The 12,515-nt window shown below is 69.2% G+C and carries 12 protein-coding genes; 5 read left to right on the forward strand and 7 right to left on the reverse strand.

Annotated features, from left to right (window positions below; genetic code table 11):
- Window positions 1-8 precede the first annotated feature (8 nt).
- Together gcvP and gcvH are read right to left on the reverse strand one after the other, a co-directional pair.
- Window positions 9-2,891 carry an aminomethyl-transferring glycine dehydrogenase gene (gene gcvP, locus PLC66_RS05100; RefSeq protein WP_324538159.1) on the reverse strand — a complete coding sequence of 961 codons (2,883 nt, stop codon included), beginning with the start codon at window positions 2,889-2,891 and terminating at the stop codon, window positions 9-11.
- Between the two features lie 29 nt (window positions 2,892-2,920).
- On the reverse strand, window positions 2,921-3,289 hold the full coding sequence (gene gcvH, locus PLC66_RS05105) for a glycine cleavage system protein GcvH (RefSeq protein WP_324538160.1): 369 nt from the start codon (window positions 3,287-3,289) through the stop codon (window positions 2,921-2,923).
- 132 nt (window positions 3,290-3,421) lie between these two features.
- Between gcvH and PLC66_RS05110 the strand changes: the two genes are divergently transcribed.
- From PLC66_RS05110 to PLC66_RS05130, 5 genes are all read left to right on the forward strand, one after another.
- Window positions 3,422-4,273 (forward strand): LysR substrate-binding domain-containing protein, encoded by an 852-nt coding sequence (locus tag PLC66_RS05110; protein WP_324538161.1) that lies wholly within the window; start codon window positions 3,422-3,424, stop codon window positions 4,271-4,273.
- A 147-nt stretch (window positions 4,274-4,420) separates the two neighbouring features.
- A complete protein-coding gene (locus PLC66_RS05115; protein ID WP_324538162.1) occupies window positions 4,421-4,909 on the forward strand; it encodes a cytochrome C in 489 nt (162 codons plus the stop codon).
- Window positions 4,910-4,972: 63 nt separating this feature from the next.
- Window positions 4,973-5,464: a pyridoxamine 5'-phosphate oxidase family protein gene (locus PLC66_RS05120; RefSeq protein WP_324538163.1), complete on the forward strand. Its 492-nt coding sequence runs from the start codon at window positions 4,973-4,975 to the stop codon at window positions 5,462-5,464.
- Window positions 5,461-6,822 carry a GAF domain-containing protein gene (locus tag PLC66_RS05125; protein ID WP_324538164.1) on the forward strand — a complete coding sequence of 454 codons (1,362 nt, stop codon included), beginning with the start codon at window positions 5,461-5,463 and terminating at the stop codon, window positions 6,820-6,822. The genes PLC66_RS05120 and PLC66_RS05125 overlap by 4 nt, the downstream gene beginning before the upstream one ends.
- Window positions 6,823-6,939: 117 nt before the next feature.
- Window positions 6,940-7,377, forward strand: coding sequence for a GatB/YqeY domain-containing protein (locus tag PLC66_RS05130; protein ID WP_324538165.1), 438 nt, complete (start codon window positions 6,940-6,942; stop codon window positions 7,375-7,377).
- 86 nt (window positions 7,378-7,463) lie between these two features.
- On the opposite strand, the gene uvrC is transcribed toward PLC66_RS05130, so the two are convergent.
- The 5 genes from uvrC to recO form a co-directional block, all read right to left on the reverse strand.
- Window positions 7,464-9,281 (reverse strand): excinuclease ABC subunit UvrC, encoded by a 1,818-nt coding sequence (gene uvrC, locus PLC66_RS05135; RefSeq protein WP_324538166.1) that lies wholly within the window; start codon window positions 9,279-9,281, stop codon window positions 7,464-7,466.
- Between the two features lie 109 nt (window positions 9,282-9,390).
- Window positions 9,391-10,536: a beta-N-acetylhexosaminidase gene (gene nagZ, locus PLC66_RS05140; RefSeq protein WP_324538167.1), complete on the reverse strand. Its 1,146-nt coding sequence runs from the start codon at window positions 10,534-10,536 to the stop codon at window positions 9,391-9,393.
- Between the two features lie 19 nt (window positions 10,537-10,555).
- On the reverse strand, window positions 10,556-10,933 hold the full coding sequence (gene acpS, locus PLC66_RS05145) for a holo-ACP synthase (RefSeq protein ID WP_324538168.1): 378 nt from the start codon (window positions 10,931-10,933) through the stop codon (window positions 10,556-10,558).
- A 58-nt stretch (window positions 10,934-10,991) separates the two neighbouring features.
- Window positions 10,992-11,744, reverse strand: a complete 753-nt coding sequence (locus PLC66_RS05150; RefSeq protein WP_324538169.1) for a pyridoxine 5'-phosphate synthase — start codon at window positions 11,742-11,744, stop codon at window positions 10,992-10,994.
- A complete protein-coding gene (gene recO / locus PLC66_RS05155; protein WP_324538170.1) occupies window positions 11,744-12,502 on the reverse strand; it encodes a DNA repair protein RecO in 759 nt (252 codons plus the stop codon). Before recO ends, PLC66_RS05150 begins: the two co-directional genes overlap by 1 nt.
- Between the last annotated feature and the right edge of the window lie 13 nt (window positions 12,503-12,515).

Consider the following 12,515-nt stretch of genomic DNA (forward strand, 5'->3'; position numbering starts at 1 on the left):
GGGGCTCCTCAGACTTCTTCGTAATCGGACAGCGGCGGGCAAGCGCAAACCAGGTTGCGGTCGCCATACACGTTATCCACCCGGCCGACCGGCGACCAGTACTTGTTCGCGCGCAGGCTGGCGAGCGGATAGACGGCCTGCTCGCGGCTGTAGGGATGGGTCCAGTCGCCGACAATGGCCTCGGCGGTGTGCGGGGCGTTGACCAGCGGGTTGTCCTCGGCGTCGTAGTCGCCGCTGGCAACCTTGGCGATCTCCTCGCGGATCGCGATCATCGCGTCGCAGAAGCGGTCGAGCTCGGCCTTCGACTCGCTCTCGGTCGGCTCGATCATCAGCGTGCCCGGCACCGGGAAGGACATCGTCGGCGCGTGGAAGCCGAAGTCGATCAGGCGTTTGGCGACGTCGTCGACGCTGATGCCGGTGCTGTCCTTGAGCGGGCGCAGGTCGAGGATGCACTCATGCGCCACCATGCCATGCTCGCCGCGATAGAGCACCGGGTAGTGCGATTCGAGGCGGCGGGCGATGTAGTTGGCGTTGAGGATCGCCGTCACCGTGGCGTGGCGCAGGCCATCGCGGCCCATCAGGGTGATGTAGGTCCAGGTGATGGGCAGGATGCTGGCGCTGCCCCAGGGCGCCGCCGCCACTGCGCCGATGCCCTTCAGACCGACCGCCGCGTGACCCGGCAGGAAGGGCGCGAGGTGCGCCTTGACGCCGATCGGGCCGACGCCCGGACCGCCGCCGCCGTGCGGGATGCAGAAGGTCTTGTGCAGGTTCAGGTGCGAGACGTCGCCGCCGAAGTGGCCCGGGCCGCACAGGCCGACCATGGCGTTGAGGTTGGCGCCGTCGATGTACACCTGGCCGCCGTGGGCGTGCACGATGTCGGTGATCTCGCGCACCGCGGTCTCGAACACGCCGTGCGTCGACGGGTAGGTGATCATGATCGCGGCGAGCTGGTCGGCGTGCTGCGCGGCCTTGGCCTTGAGGTCGGCGACGTCGACATTGCCGTTGGCATCGCAGGCAACGACGACCACGCGCATGCCGGCCATCTGCGCGGTGGCCGGGTTGGTGCCGTGCGCCGAGCTCGGGATCAGGCACACGTCGCGGTGGCCCTCGCCGCGGCTGGCGTGGTAGGCGCGGATCGCCAGCAGCCCGGCGTATTCGCCCTGCGAGCCGGCATTGGGCTGCAGTGACACCGCGTCGTAGCCGGTGCAGGCGCACAGCATCTGCTCGAGCTCGGCGGTGAGCTGGGCATAGCCCTGCGTCTGGTCGGCCGGCGCGAAGGGGTGCAGGCCGCCGAACTCGGTCCAGGTCACCGGGATCATCTCGGTGGTGGCGTTGAGCTTCATGGTGCACGAGCCGAGCGGGATCATCGTGCGATCGAGCGCGAGGTCCTTGTCGGCCAGGCTGCGCAGGTAGCGCAGCATCTTGGTCTCGGACTGGTGGGCACTGAACACCGGGTGGGTCAGGAAGGCGGAGCTGCGCAGTTGCGCGGCCGGCAGCGCCTCCTGCACCTGGGCTTCGACGGCATCGAAATCGAGCGCCGCGGCGCCCGCGCCAAACACCTTCCATAGCGCCTCGACGTCGGCGCGGCGGGTGGTCTCGTCGAGCGCGATGCCGACCGTGATGGCGTCGATCTCGCGCAGGTTCATGCCCGCGGCGCGCGCGGCGGCATGCACCGCGGCGGCATCGGCGACGCGCACGGTGATGGTGTCGAAGAAGGCCTGAGTCGGCACGTCGGCGCCGAGGCGGCGCAGGCCGGCGGCCAGGGTCGCGGTCAGGCGATGCACGCGGCGCGCGATCGTGGTCAGGCCGGCCGGGCCGTGGTAGCAGACGTACATGCTGGCCATGATGGCGAGCAGCGCCTGCGCGGTGCAGATGTTGGAGGTGGCCTTCTCGCGCCGGATGTGCTGCTCGCGGGTCTGCATCGCCAGGCGGTAGGCCTTCTTGCCGTGGCTGTCGATCGACACGCCGACAACGCGGCCGGGCATCACGCGCTTGTGCTCGTCGCGAGTGGCGAAGTAGGCCGCGTGCGGGCCGCCAAAGCCCATCGGGATGCCGAAGCGCTGGGTCGAGCCGATGGCGACGTCGGCGCCGAAATCGCCCGGCGGCTTGAGCAGGGTCAGCGCCAGCAGGTCGGCGGCGACCACCACCAGCGCCTTCTTGTCGTGGGCGGCGGCGACGATGGCGGCGTAATCCACCACCTCGCCGGTGCTCGCCGGATACTGCAGCAGCACGCCGAAGACCTCGTGCGCGGCCAGATCGGTCGCGGCGTCGCCGACGATGACCTCGAAGCCGAGCGGCTCGGCGCGGGTACGCACGACCTCGATGGTCTGCGGGTGGCAGTCGCGCGAGACGAAGAAGGCCTTGGCCTTGCTCTTCGACAGGCGCTGGCAGAAGGCCATGGCCTCGGCCGCGGCGGTGGCCTCGTCGAGCAGCGAGGCGTTGGCGATCTCCAGGCCGGTGAGGTCGGTGACCATGGTCTGGAAGTTCAGCAGCGCCTCCAGGCGGCCCTGCGAGATCTCGGGCTGGTAGGGCGTGTAGGCGGTGTACCAGGCCGGGTTCTCGAGCACGTTGCGCAGGATGACCGTCGGCGTGAAGGTGTCGTGGTAGCCCGTGCCGATGAACGAGCGCAGCACCCTGTTCTTGTCCGCGATCGCGCGCAGCATTGCCAACGCCTCGGGCTCGGTGCGTCCTTCGGGCAAGGCCAGCGGCGCGGCCGACAGGATGGAGGCGGGGATGACCTTCTCGATCAGTTGATCGAGCGAGTCGAGGCCGAGGGCGGCGAGCATCGACTGGGTCTCGGCCTGGTCCGGGCCGACGTGGCGGCCGACGAAATCATCGCGCTGCTCGAGCTGTGCGAGCGTCGCGGACAGGCGGGTGTCGTTCATGTTCATGATGGCGGCGAAATCCGGAGGCAGGTCGGTCAGGTGGTCAGCTTGTCGTAGGCAGCCTGGTCGAGCAGGCCATCCAGCGCAGCCGGATCGTCGAGGCGGATGCGGATGAACCAGCCCGTGCCCAGCGGATCCTCGTTGACCGTCGCAGGGGCGTCGGTCAGCACCGGGTTGACCTCGACCACGGTGCCGGCGAGCGGCATCTTGAGCTCGCCCGCCGCCTTCACGGACTCGATCACCGCAGCCTCGTCGCCGGCATCGAAGTGGGTATCCACGTCGGGAAGCTGGACGAAGACGATGTCGCCGAGCGCGTTCTGCGCATAGTCGGTGATGCCGACGGTGACGATGTCGCCGTCAACGCGCAGCCATTCGTGATCTTCGGTGAATTTGACAATGCTCATGATGTCTCCTTGGTGTGGGGCGGGTTGTGGCGAGGCCGGGAAGGCATGACGGGATGCATGTTAGCGCTGCCTTGACATTTGTAGATTTGATAGTTGAAATGAAATTATTTAAACCCTAAATACCCCATCCCGATGAGCAACATCCCGACCGAACTGCTGCGAACCTTCGTCAAGGCCGTGGACCTGGGCAGCTTCACCCGCGCCGGCGATGCGGTCGGGCGTACGCAGTCGGCCGTCAGCCTGCAGGTGCGACGGCTGGAAGAACTGCTGGGAGCCGAGCTCTTCGTGCGCGGCAGCCACCGCGTCAAGCTCACCGACGAGGGCACGACGCTGCTCGGCTACGCGCGGCGCATACTCGCGCTCAACGACGAGGCGGTGAGCAGCATCCGCCGGCCCAAGGTCGCAGGCAGCGTGCGCCTTGGCGCACCGCATGAATACACCGCCTCGCTGCTGCCCGTCGTGCTCGGCAAGTTCGCCCAGGCCCACCCGGGCGTGATGCTGGAAGTGACCTGCGATCTCAGCAAGAACCTGCTCCTGCGGCAAGAGAAGGGCGAGTTCGACCTCGTCATCGCACTGCACGACGATCCGACGGCAAGCAGCGGCACCAAGGTACTGACCGAACCCCTGCTGTGGATCACCAGCCCGGACCACGCGCGCCACCAGCAACAGCCGCTCGCGCTGGTGCTGGCCCCGGCACCCTGCATCTATCGCAACCGCGTGCTCCAGACCCTGGGCCGGCTCGAGCGGGGCTGGCGCATCACCTACACGAGCTCCAGCTACAGCGGCATCATCGCCGCGGTGCGCGCCGGACTCGGCGTGACGCTGCTTGCCGCGACCACGGTTCCCGAGGGCGTGCGTGTGCTCGAGGAGCGGGACGGCTTCCCGTCAATGGGCGAGCTCGACCTGCGCCTGCACACGCGCACCGAAACCGAAAGCGAGGCGACCCGCCGCCTGGTCGACTACATCGCCACCAGCCTGGCCTAACGCTGCCGAGTGCGCCCGCTTAGGAAAAACTTAGGATCTTCGCAGCGGCTTTTTAGGAACACGGTTTCAGCCTTGTCGCCACACTGCAGTTGCCCGCGCTGGAGACGCTTCCCGCAGCGGGCTTCCACCAGCAGGAGACGAACGACCATGAAACGAGCGCGCACCCCCATCCTTGCCACCCTCCTCCTCGCCACCGCCGCCACGGTGACAAGCGCCGCCGAGCCGGCAGCCGAACAGGCGATGATCGAGCGCGGCCGCTACATCGCCCGCATCGCAGGCTGCAACGACTGCCATACGCCCAACTACGCGATGACGGGCGGCGCGGTCCCCGAGCAGCAGTGGCTGACCGGCGACCGACTCGGCTGGAGTGGCGCCTGGGGCACGACCTACCCCAGCAACCTGCGCCTGGCGCTCGCTCGCCTGAGCGAGGACGACTGGGTGCGCAACGCGCGCACGATCAGCTATCGCCCGCCGATGCCCTGGTTTGCGCTGCGCGACATGGACGAAGCGGACCTGCGTGCCTTCTACCGCTTCGTGCGTGCCCTCGGCCCGGCCGGCGAGCCTGCGCCGGCCTACGTTCCGCCCGGTGCCCAGCCGCAGGGGATGGCCGTCGTCTTTCCCGCCGATCAACACTGAGCCCACACCGCCCGCCTGCGAGAGAGTTGAGATCCGGTCCATGGTGTCTATGATCAAGACACCATGGACCTCGCCGCTGCCCCGCTGATTGATGACGCCCTCGCCGACTTCGTGCGCAGCGAGGTGTCGATCACGGTCGCGACTTGCGACGATGGTCGCATCCCCCACCTGGCCCGCGGCACGGGATGCCGCGTCTCCGCCGACCAGCGCCAGCTCACTGTGCTGCTCGCCGCACCGGCAAGCGCAGAGGTGCTCGCCGACATCGGCCGCAACGCACGCATCGCGGTGGTGTTCAGCCTGCCACGCACACACCGCACCCTGCAGTTCAAGGGTACTGACGCGGTCATTACCGGCATCGAAGCCAGTGACCCCGAGTTGGCGGCAGATTACGTCGATCGCTTCGCCACCGGCCTGGAGGCGTTCGGCTACTCCGGCGCGGTGATCCGCGGCGTGCTGCACGCCGACGGCGCCGATCTCGTGGCGGTGCGCTTCACGCCGACTTTCGGCAGCCTGCAGACCCCGGGGCCCGAGGCCGGCCACGTGCTGCGATCATGAAGCTCAAGCTCGACGCCATCCGCGCCTGTCTCGATGGCGCGATCCCCGGCACGATCGCCACCTGTGCGGCGGACGGCGTGCCCAATGCGGCCTACCTGTCGCAAGTGCAGTATGTGGACGCCGAGCACGTGGCGCTGTCGTGGCAGTTCTTCAACACCACGCGCCGCAACATCCTGGCCAATCCGCTGGCCCGCGTGGCCCTCATCGATCCGAGCACGGCAGGCCATTACCGGCTGTTGCTGCAGTACCTGCGCACCGAGGAGGAAGGGCCGCTGTTCGAGATCATGAAGGCCAAGCTCGCCGGGATCGCCTCGCATGCCGGCATGGCGGGCGTGTTCCGCCTGCTCGGCGCCGACGTCTATCGCGTGCTCGAGATCGACCAGGTGCCCAGCCGCACGCTGACGCCTGCCCTGCCGCGCGCCAACCTGCTCGCGGCCCTGCGCGCGAGCGTGGAGGAGTTGTGCCTGTGCATGGACCTCGACGCCCTCCTGTGCGGCACGCTGGACTGCCTCGAGCGCCACTTCGACGTCCATCACGCGATGATCCTGCTGCTCGATGCGGCAGCCGGTCGCCTGTACACCATCGCGAGCCGGGGCTACGAGACCTCAGGGATCGGCTCGGAGATCACGCTCGGCGACGGCGTGATCGGGGTCGCCGCGCGCGAGCGCACCCCCATCCGCATCGGCCACTTCGCAGCGGAGTACAGCTACGGCAAGGCCATCCGCGAAAACCTCGAACGCAGTGGACTCGCCCTCCAGATGGACACGGAGATCCCGCTGCCCGGCCTGCCCGGCGCCAACAGCCAGCTTGCCGTGCCGATCCGTGCCGGCACACGCGTGCTGGGCGTCCTCTACCTCGAGAGCGCACAGGAGCAGCGCTTCGGCTATGACGACGAGGACGTCATGGTCTCCCTCGCCGGCGGCCTGGGCGCGGCCATCCAGCTCCTGCACCATGGCCCGGCCGATCACCGCGACGAGCCGCGCCCCGCCTCCCGCCCGCCACCGGCGCAGCCCTCGGCGTCGGGGCCACCGCTGCAGGTGCGTCATTATGCCGAGAACGACAGCATCTTCCTCGACACCGACTACCTGATAAAGGGCGTGGCAGGCTCCATCCTGTGGGCCCTGCTGCGCGACCACGCCGACACCGGCCGCACCGCCTTCAGCAACCGCGAACTGCGCCTCGACCCCCGCATCCGGCTGCCCGACATCAGTGACAACCTCGAGGCCCGCCTGATCCTGCTCGGCCGCCGCCTGGTCGAGCGCAACGCGCCGATCCGTATCGAGAAGACCACGCGCGGCTGCTTTCAGCTGCGTGTCGAATGCCCCCTGCAACTGACGCACGTCCCGGCAGGCGCCTGAATTGCGTCCCGGTGTTCGGGCCATGCCACCCCTGCGCTAAACTCGGCCCCCTGCCAGCGCGTGCCCGGCCCACATTCCGCCCAGCGCGCCCCACCACCGAACCCGATGGAGTCACCCATGAGCCTGATGGCCCAACTGAAGAAGGATTCCCTGCTCGCCCGCAAGGCCGCCGACGGCGTGCGCGCGACCTTGCTCAGCACCCTGATCGGCGAAGCCGAGATGGTCGGCAAGAACGCCGGCAACCGCGAAAGCACCGACGACGAAGTGCAGCAGACTATCCGCAAGTTCCTGAAGAACAACCAGGAAGCGCTGGGCGTGATCAAGGATGCCGAGCGCCGCGCGGTGCTGGAGCAGGAATCCGCCATCCTCACCGCCTACCTGCCGCCGATGGCCAGCGAAGCCGAGGTCAAGGCCTTCATCGCCGACACCGTGGCCGGCCTCGCCGAACGGGGGCCGAAGCAGATGGGCGTGGTGATGGGCGCGCTGAAGGCGAAGTACGGCAGCAGCTTCGACGCCAAGCAGGCCAACGCCTGGGTGAAGGACGCGCTGAGCTGAGCCGCGCATCGCCGGCCTGTTGAAACTGCGCCGCGAGGCTGCGGCGCGGGTGCCGCCCGCACCAGGGAGACGCCCCCCCCCGCCGCTCAACGCAGCGCAGCGTGGATCTGCTCGGCGAGCTTGCGGCTAACGCCCTCGACGCGGCACAGATCCTCCACCGTCGCTTCGCGCACCCCATCGAGCCCGCCAAACGCGGCCAGCAGGTTGCGGCGGCGCGAGGGGCCCACACCGGGGATATCCTCCAGCTTGGAGCCCACCCGCGCCTTGCCGCGCTTGGCGCGGTGGCCGGTGATGGCGAAGCGGTGGGCCTCGTCGCGGATCTCGACGATCAGGTGCAGCGCGGCCGATTCACCGCCGAGCGCGAGGCCCTCGCGGCCGTCGGGGAAGATCAGCGTCTCCAGCCCGGCCTTGCGCCCTTCCCCTTTCGCCACGCCGACCATCGCCACCGACTCCAGGCCCACTTCGGCGAGGATCGCGCGCGCCGCACTCACCTGCCCCTTGCCGCCATCGATCAGGATCAGATCGGGGCACACGCCCTCCCCCGCCGCGACCTTGCCGTAGCGGCGCTCCAGCGCCTGGCGCATCGCAGCGAAGTCGTCGCCCGGGGTGATGCCCGTGATGTTGTAGCGGCGGTATTCGGCGCGCTTCATGGCGCCGGCCTCGCACACCACGCAGGAGGCCACCGTGGCCTCGCCCATGGTGTGGCTGATGTCGAGGCATTCGATGCGCTGCGGCGCCTCGTCCATGTCGAGGGCGCTGCGCAAGGCCTCCAGGCGCTGCTCGATGCGGCCGGTGTCGCGCGCGCGCGCCTGGATGGCGAGGTGGGCGTTCTTCTCGGCCATCTCCATCCAGGCCTTCTCGGCTTCGAAGCGCGGCAACACCACGCCCGGCGGTCGGTCGGTAATCTCGGCGAGGGTCTCCTTCACCGCGTCGGGCAGCAGGTTGACCAGGATGCGCGCGGGGATCGGGTGCTGGCTGTAGTGCTGCTCGACGAAGGCGAGCAGGCTGTCCATCGCCCCCGACACCGCCGCGCCGCTGGGGAACTGGGGGCGGTCGCCGAGGTGGCGGCCGCCACGCACCATGGCGATGTTGACGCAGGTGAGGCCGTCGGCCTCGATCGCGGCGAGGATGTCGACGTCCTCGTCCTTGCGGCTGTCGACGAACTGCTTGTGCAGCACCGCCTGCAGCACGCGCACCTGGTCGCGGCAGGCAGCGGCCTCCTCGAAGGCGAGGCGCTCCGCCGCCGCCTGCATGCGATTCGTGAGGTCGTCGATAACCTCGCTCGCCTGACCGTCGAGGAAGCGGGTGGCGAGCTTCACGTCCGCCGCGTAGGCCTCGGGCTCGATCAGCCCCACGCAGGGTGCCGTGCAGCGCTTGATCTGGTGCAGCAGGCAGGGGCGCGAGCGGTTGGCGAAGACGCTGTTCTCGCAGGTGCGCAGCTGGAAGGTCTTCTGCAGCAGGTGGATGCTCTCGCGCACCGCCCAGGCATTCGGAAACGGTCCGAAGTAGCGCGCGCCCTTGGTGAAGGCGCCGCGGTGGTAGGCCAGGCGCGGGAATTCGTCCGCCGAGAGCTCGATGTACGGGTAGGTCTTGTCGTCGCGGAAGAGGATGTTGTAGCGCGGCGCCAGGCACTTGATGAGGTTGTTCTCGAGGATCAGGGCCTCGGCCTCACTGCGCGTGGCGGTAGTGTCCACGCGCTGCACCTGGGCGACCATCATCGCGATGCGCGGACTGGAGAGGGTCTTCTGGAAGTAGCTGGAGACGCGGCGCTTGAGGTTCTTGGCCTTGCCGACATAGAGCACCTTGTCGTCGGCGCCGATCATGCGATAAACGCCGGGCTCCTCGGTGAGGGTGCGCAGGAAGGGCTTGGGATCGAAGGCGTTAGAGGACGTCGGGTCGGTCATGAGTGGTGATGCTGAACAGGGCTTGAAACCATCTGTGCCTCGGAGCGGACACGGGGCATTCCTTCCAGCGCGATTCGTGCTCGACGGTCCGTAGCAAACTTCCTGTCGATTATCCGTGCTTAGGGAGGGTCTCGGTGCGCTGCTCGCCGATGGTGGCTGCAGTCATGGTCGGCTCGGCGTTGCTGTCGTCGGGGATGGCGGCGACGCGGTCGCGCGCCTGGACGTAGGCGGCGTGGAGTTCGAGCGCAAAGGGGTCGGCGAGCCAGGCCGGCCGCGGGGCGGTCGGCACGACCGCGGCGAGGCGGGCGAGATTGTCGGGGTCGGGGACGGGGGCCCAGCGGTCGAGCAGTTCGGCGGCGAGGTCCGGGCGGTTGCACACCAGCAGCATGTCGCAGCCGGCGGCGTATGCGGCCTTGGCACGGCCGACGATGTCGCCGGCGACGCGGGCGCCTTCCATGTTGAGGTCGTCGCTGAAGATCACGCCCTGGAAGCCGAGCCGGGCGCGCAGCACGTCCTTGAGCCAGAAGGGCGAGAAACCCGCGGGTTGCGGTTCCGGGCTCGGGTCGGCGTTCGGGTAGATCACATGCGCAGGCATCACGCCGGCGAGCTGGCGGCCGAGGCGGTGGCGGTAAGGGGCGATGTCCTCGTTCCACACGGTGTCGAAGTCGCGTTCATCCACCGGCACGTCGTGGTGCGAATCGGCCTCGACGAAGCCGTGGCCGGGAAAGTGCTTGCCGACCGCGCCCATGCCCGCCTCCGCCATGCCGGCAACCAGCGCCTGGGCGAGCGCCGCCACCGCCTGTGGGTCACGGTGGAAGGCGCGATTGCCGATCGCGCGGCAGCAGCCATAGTCGAGGTCGAGCACGGGCGTGAAGCTGAGATCGACGCCATGCGCGCGCAGCTCGGCCGCGAGCACGAAGCCGGTGGCGCGTGCGGCTTCGAGGGCGCCGAGGTGATCCTGCTCCCACAGCGCGCCCAGGCTACGCATCGACGGCAGGCGGATGAAGCCGTCTGTGCGGAAGCGCTGCACCCTGCCGCCTTCGTGGTCGACCGCGATGATCAGCGCCGGGTCGCGCAGGGCGCGGATGTCGGCGGTGAGCGCGCGGAGCTGGTCCGATGCGCTGAAGTTGCGCGCGAACAGGATCACGCCGCCGACCAGGGGGTCGAGCAGGCGTTCGCGTTCCTCGTCGGTCAGCGCAGTGCCGGCGACATCGATCATGACGGGGCCGCGGGGGCGGCGGAGGGGGGAGTTCATGTGCTCGAAGTTCCGGGGCTCAGGCCTGTTCGATCAGTGCGAACGCAACGATGTGCTCGTCCTCGTCGCTGATGCTGAGGTGGGCGCGCAGCCCGTTGTCGCGCATGTGCGCGGCGAGGCGCTCGTCATAGCGGTACTCGGGCTTGCCGCGCGCGTCGTGGCCGACCGCGACCGCGTGCAGCGTGGCCGGCACGGCGACGCCGGTGCCGAGTGCCTTGCCGAAGGCTTCCTTGGCGGCGAAGCGCTTGGCAAGAAAGCGCGCCGGGTCGCGGTGGGCGCGCCAGGCCTCGACCTCGCTCGCGGCCAGGATGCGCAGCGCGAAGCGCTCGCCGTGACGCTCGAGCGCCGCGCGCATTCGCGGCAGTTGCACGAGATCGGTGCCGATACCGTGGATCATGCCTCGCCCTGCCCCGCTCCCTGGCGGCCGTTCATCGCCTGCGTTCCTTGCACGCTCGTCAGGCCGTCTGCGCCGCTTCGCGCATCAGGCGCTTCATCTCGGCCACCGCGGCGCGCAGGCCGACGAAGACCGCGCGGCTGACGATGGCATGGCCGATGTGCAGCTCGCGGATGCCGTGCAGGCGGGCGACCGGCTGCACGTTGTAGTAGTTGAGTGCGTGGCCGGCGTTGAAGCGCATGCCGAGCCGGCGCACCGCTTCGCCGGCGAGGCGGATCTTGTCCACCTCGGCCACCACGGCCGGGGCCTCGGCGTCACGGCCGGCGGCGTGGAAAGCGTGGGCGTAGGGGCCGGTGTGGATCTCGCACACGCGTGCGCCGATGCGCGCCGCGGCTTCGATCTGCTCGGGCTCGGCGTCGATGAAGACGCTGGTGACGATGCCGGCGTCGGCCAGGCGGGCGATGACGTCCTTCAGCCTCGCCTCCTGCGACAGCACGTCGAGGCCGCCCTCGGTGGTGATCTCGTGGCGGCCCTCGGGCACCAGCATCGCCATCTGCGGACGCGTGCGGCAGGCGATGGCGACCATCTCGTCGGTGGCGGCCATCTCGAGGTTGAGCTTGACCTGGGTGAGTTCGGCGAGCCGGCGCACGTCCTCGTCGTTGATGTGGCGGCGATCCTCGCGCAGGTGGATGGTGATGCCGTCGGCACCGCCCAGGTGCGCTTCCACCGCGGCCCACACCGGGTCGGGCTCCCAGGTGCGGCGCGCCTGGCGCAGCGTGGCGACGTGGTCGATATTGACGCCGAGTTCGATCATCAGAGCTCCTGCAATTCCTTCAACACCCGGCGCGACTGCAGCGGCTGGCCGCCCAGGGTGTGGTTGATCAGCATGCGCAGCAGCTGCTTGGACTGGGCCAGCGTCTCTGCGCGCGAAAAATCGTCGGCCGCCATGTCGAGCAGGGTCTGCCCGGACAGCAGCGGCTGGTCGCCGAGCGCGGCCGCATCCACCGTCGCCCCTTCTTGCTCGAGCGTCTCCAGCCGCACCGGACCGCGTTCGATTATATAAAGGTAGCGCCCCTCGGGCCGCACCGCGTTGCCGCCGTCCGCTTCGATGGCGAGCCCGGCTTCATAGCCGAGCTCCTGCAACAGGGCAAGTTCGAAACGGCGCAGGATGGGCGACTCCGATTCGCCGCGGCCCAGCGCCCGCACTGCCTCGGCATAGGCCGAGAACAGCTGCGGATGCGGGTCCTCGCGCGCGGTCAGGCGCACCAGCAGCTCGTTGAGGTAATAGCCGCAGATCAGCGCACGCCCGGTGAGCAAGGGCTGCCCGCCCAGCCATTCCGCGCGGGCCAGGGTCTTCACCTCGCCGCCGCCGGACCAGTCCATCGACAAGGGCTGAAAGGCCATCAGCACGCCACGCATCTGGGAATGCGGCCGCCGCGCGCCCTTGGCGACCAGCGCGATGCGTCCATGGTCGCGCGACCAGGCCTCGACGATCAGGCTGGTCTCGCGCCAGGGGTGGGTGTGCAGCACCCACGCGGGCTGCTGCTCGACGCGCTGCTTGGGGCCGGCCATGGCTCGCCCGCGG

The sequence above is a fragment of the Thauera sp. genome, from assembly GCF_035444905.1.
Lineage (GTDB): Bacteria > Pseudomonadota > Gammaproteobacteria > Burkholderiales > Rhodocyclaceae > Thauera.

Excerpts from the sequence above, each read along its gene's own strand:
- gcvP (WP_324538159.1), bottom strand. The coding sequence starts at position 2,891 with ATGAACATGAACGACACCCGCCTGTCCGCGACGCTCGCACAGCTCGAG.
- gcvH (WP_324538160.1), bottom strand. The coding sequence starts at position 3,289 with ATGAGCATTGTCAAATTCACCGAAGATCACGAATGGCTGCGCGTTGAC.
- PLC66_RS05110 (WP_324538161.1), top strand. The coding sequence starts at position 3,422 with ATGAGCAACATCCCGACCGAACTGCTGCGAACCTTCGTCAAGGCCGTG.
- PLC66_RS05115 (WP_324538162.1), top strand. The coding sequence starts at position 4,421 with ATGAAACGAGCGCGCACCCCCATCCTTGCCACCCTCCTCCTCGCCACC.
- PLC66_RS05120 (WP_324538163.1), top strand. The coding sequence starts at position 4,973 with ATGGACCTCGCCGCTGCCCCGCTGATTGATGACGCCCTCGCCGACTTC.
- PLC66_RS05125 (WP_324538164.1), top strand. The coding sequence starts at position 5,461 with ATGAAGCTCAAGCTCGACGCCATCCGCGCCTGTCTCGATGGCGCGATC.
- PLC66_RS05130 (WP_324538165.1), top strand. The coding sequence starts at position 6,940 with ATGAGCCTGATGGCCCAACTGAAGAAGGATTCCCTGCTCGCCCGCAAG.
- uvrC (WP_324538166.1), bottom strand. The coding sequence starts at position 9,281 with ATGACCGACCCGACGTCCTCTAACGCCTTCGATCCCAAGCCCTTCCTG.
- nagZ (WP_324538167.1), bottom strand. The coding sequence starts at position 10,536 with ATGAACTCCCCCCTCCGCCGCCCCCGCGGCCCCGTCATGATCGATGTC.
- acpS (WP_324538168.1), bottom strand. The coding sequence starts at position 10,933 with ATGATCCACGGTATCGGCACCGATCTCGTGCAACTGCCGCGAATGCGC.
- PLC66_RS05150 (WP_324538169.1), bottom strand. The coding sequence starts at position 11,744 with ATGATCGAACTCGGCGTCAATATCGACCACGTCGCCACGCTGCGCCAG.
- recO (WP_324538170.1), bottom strand. The coding sequence starts at position 12,502 with ATGGCCGGCCCCAAGCAGCGCGTCGAGCAGCAGCCCGCGTGGGTGCTG.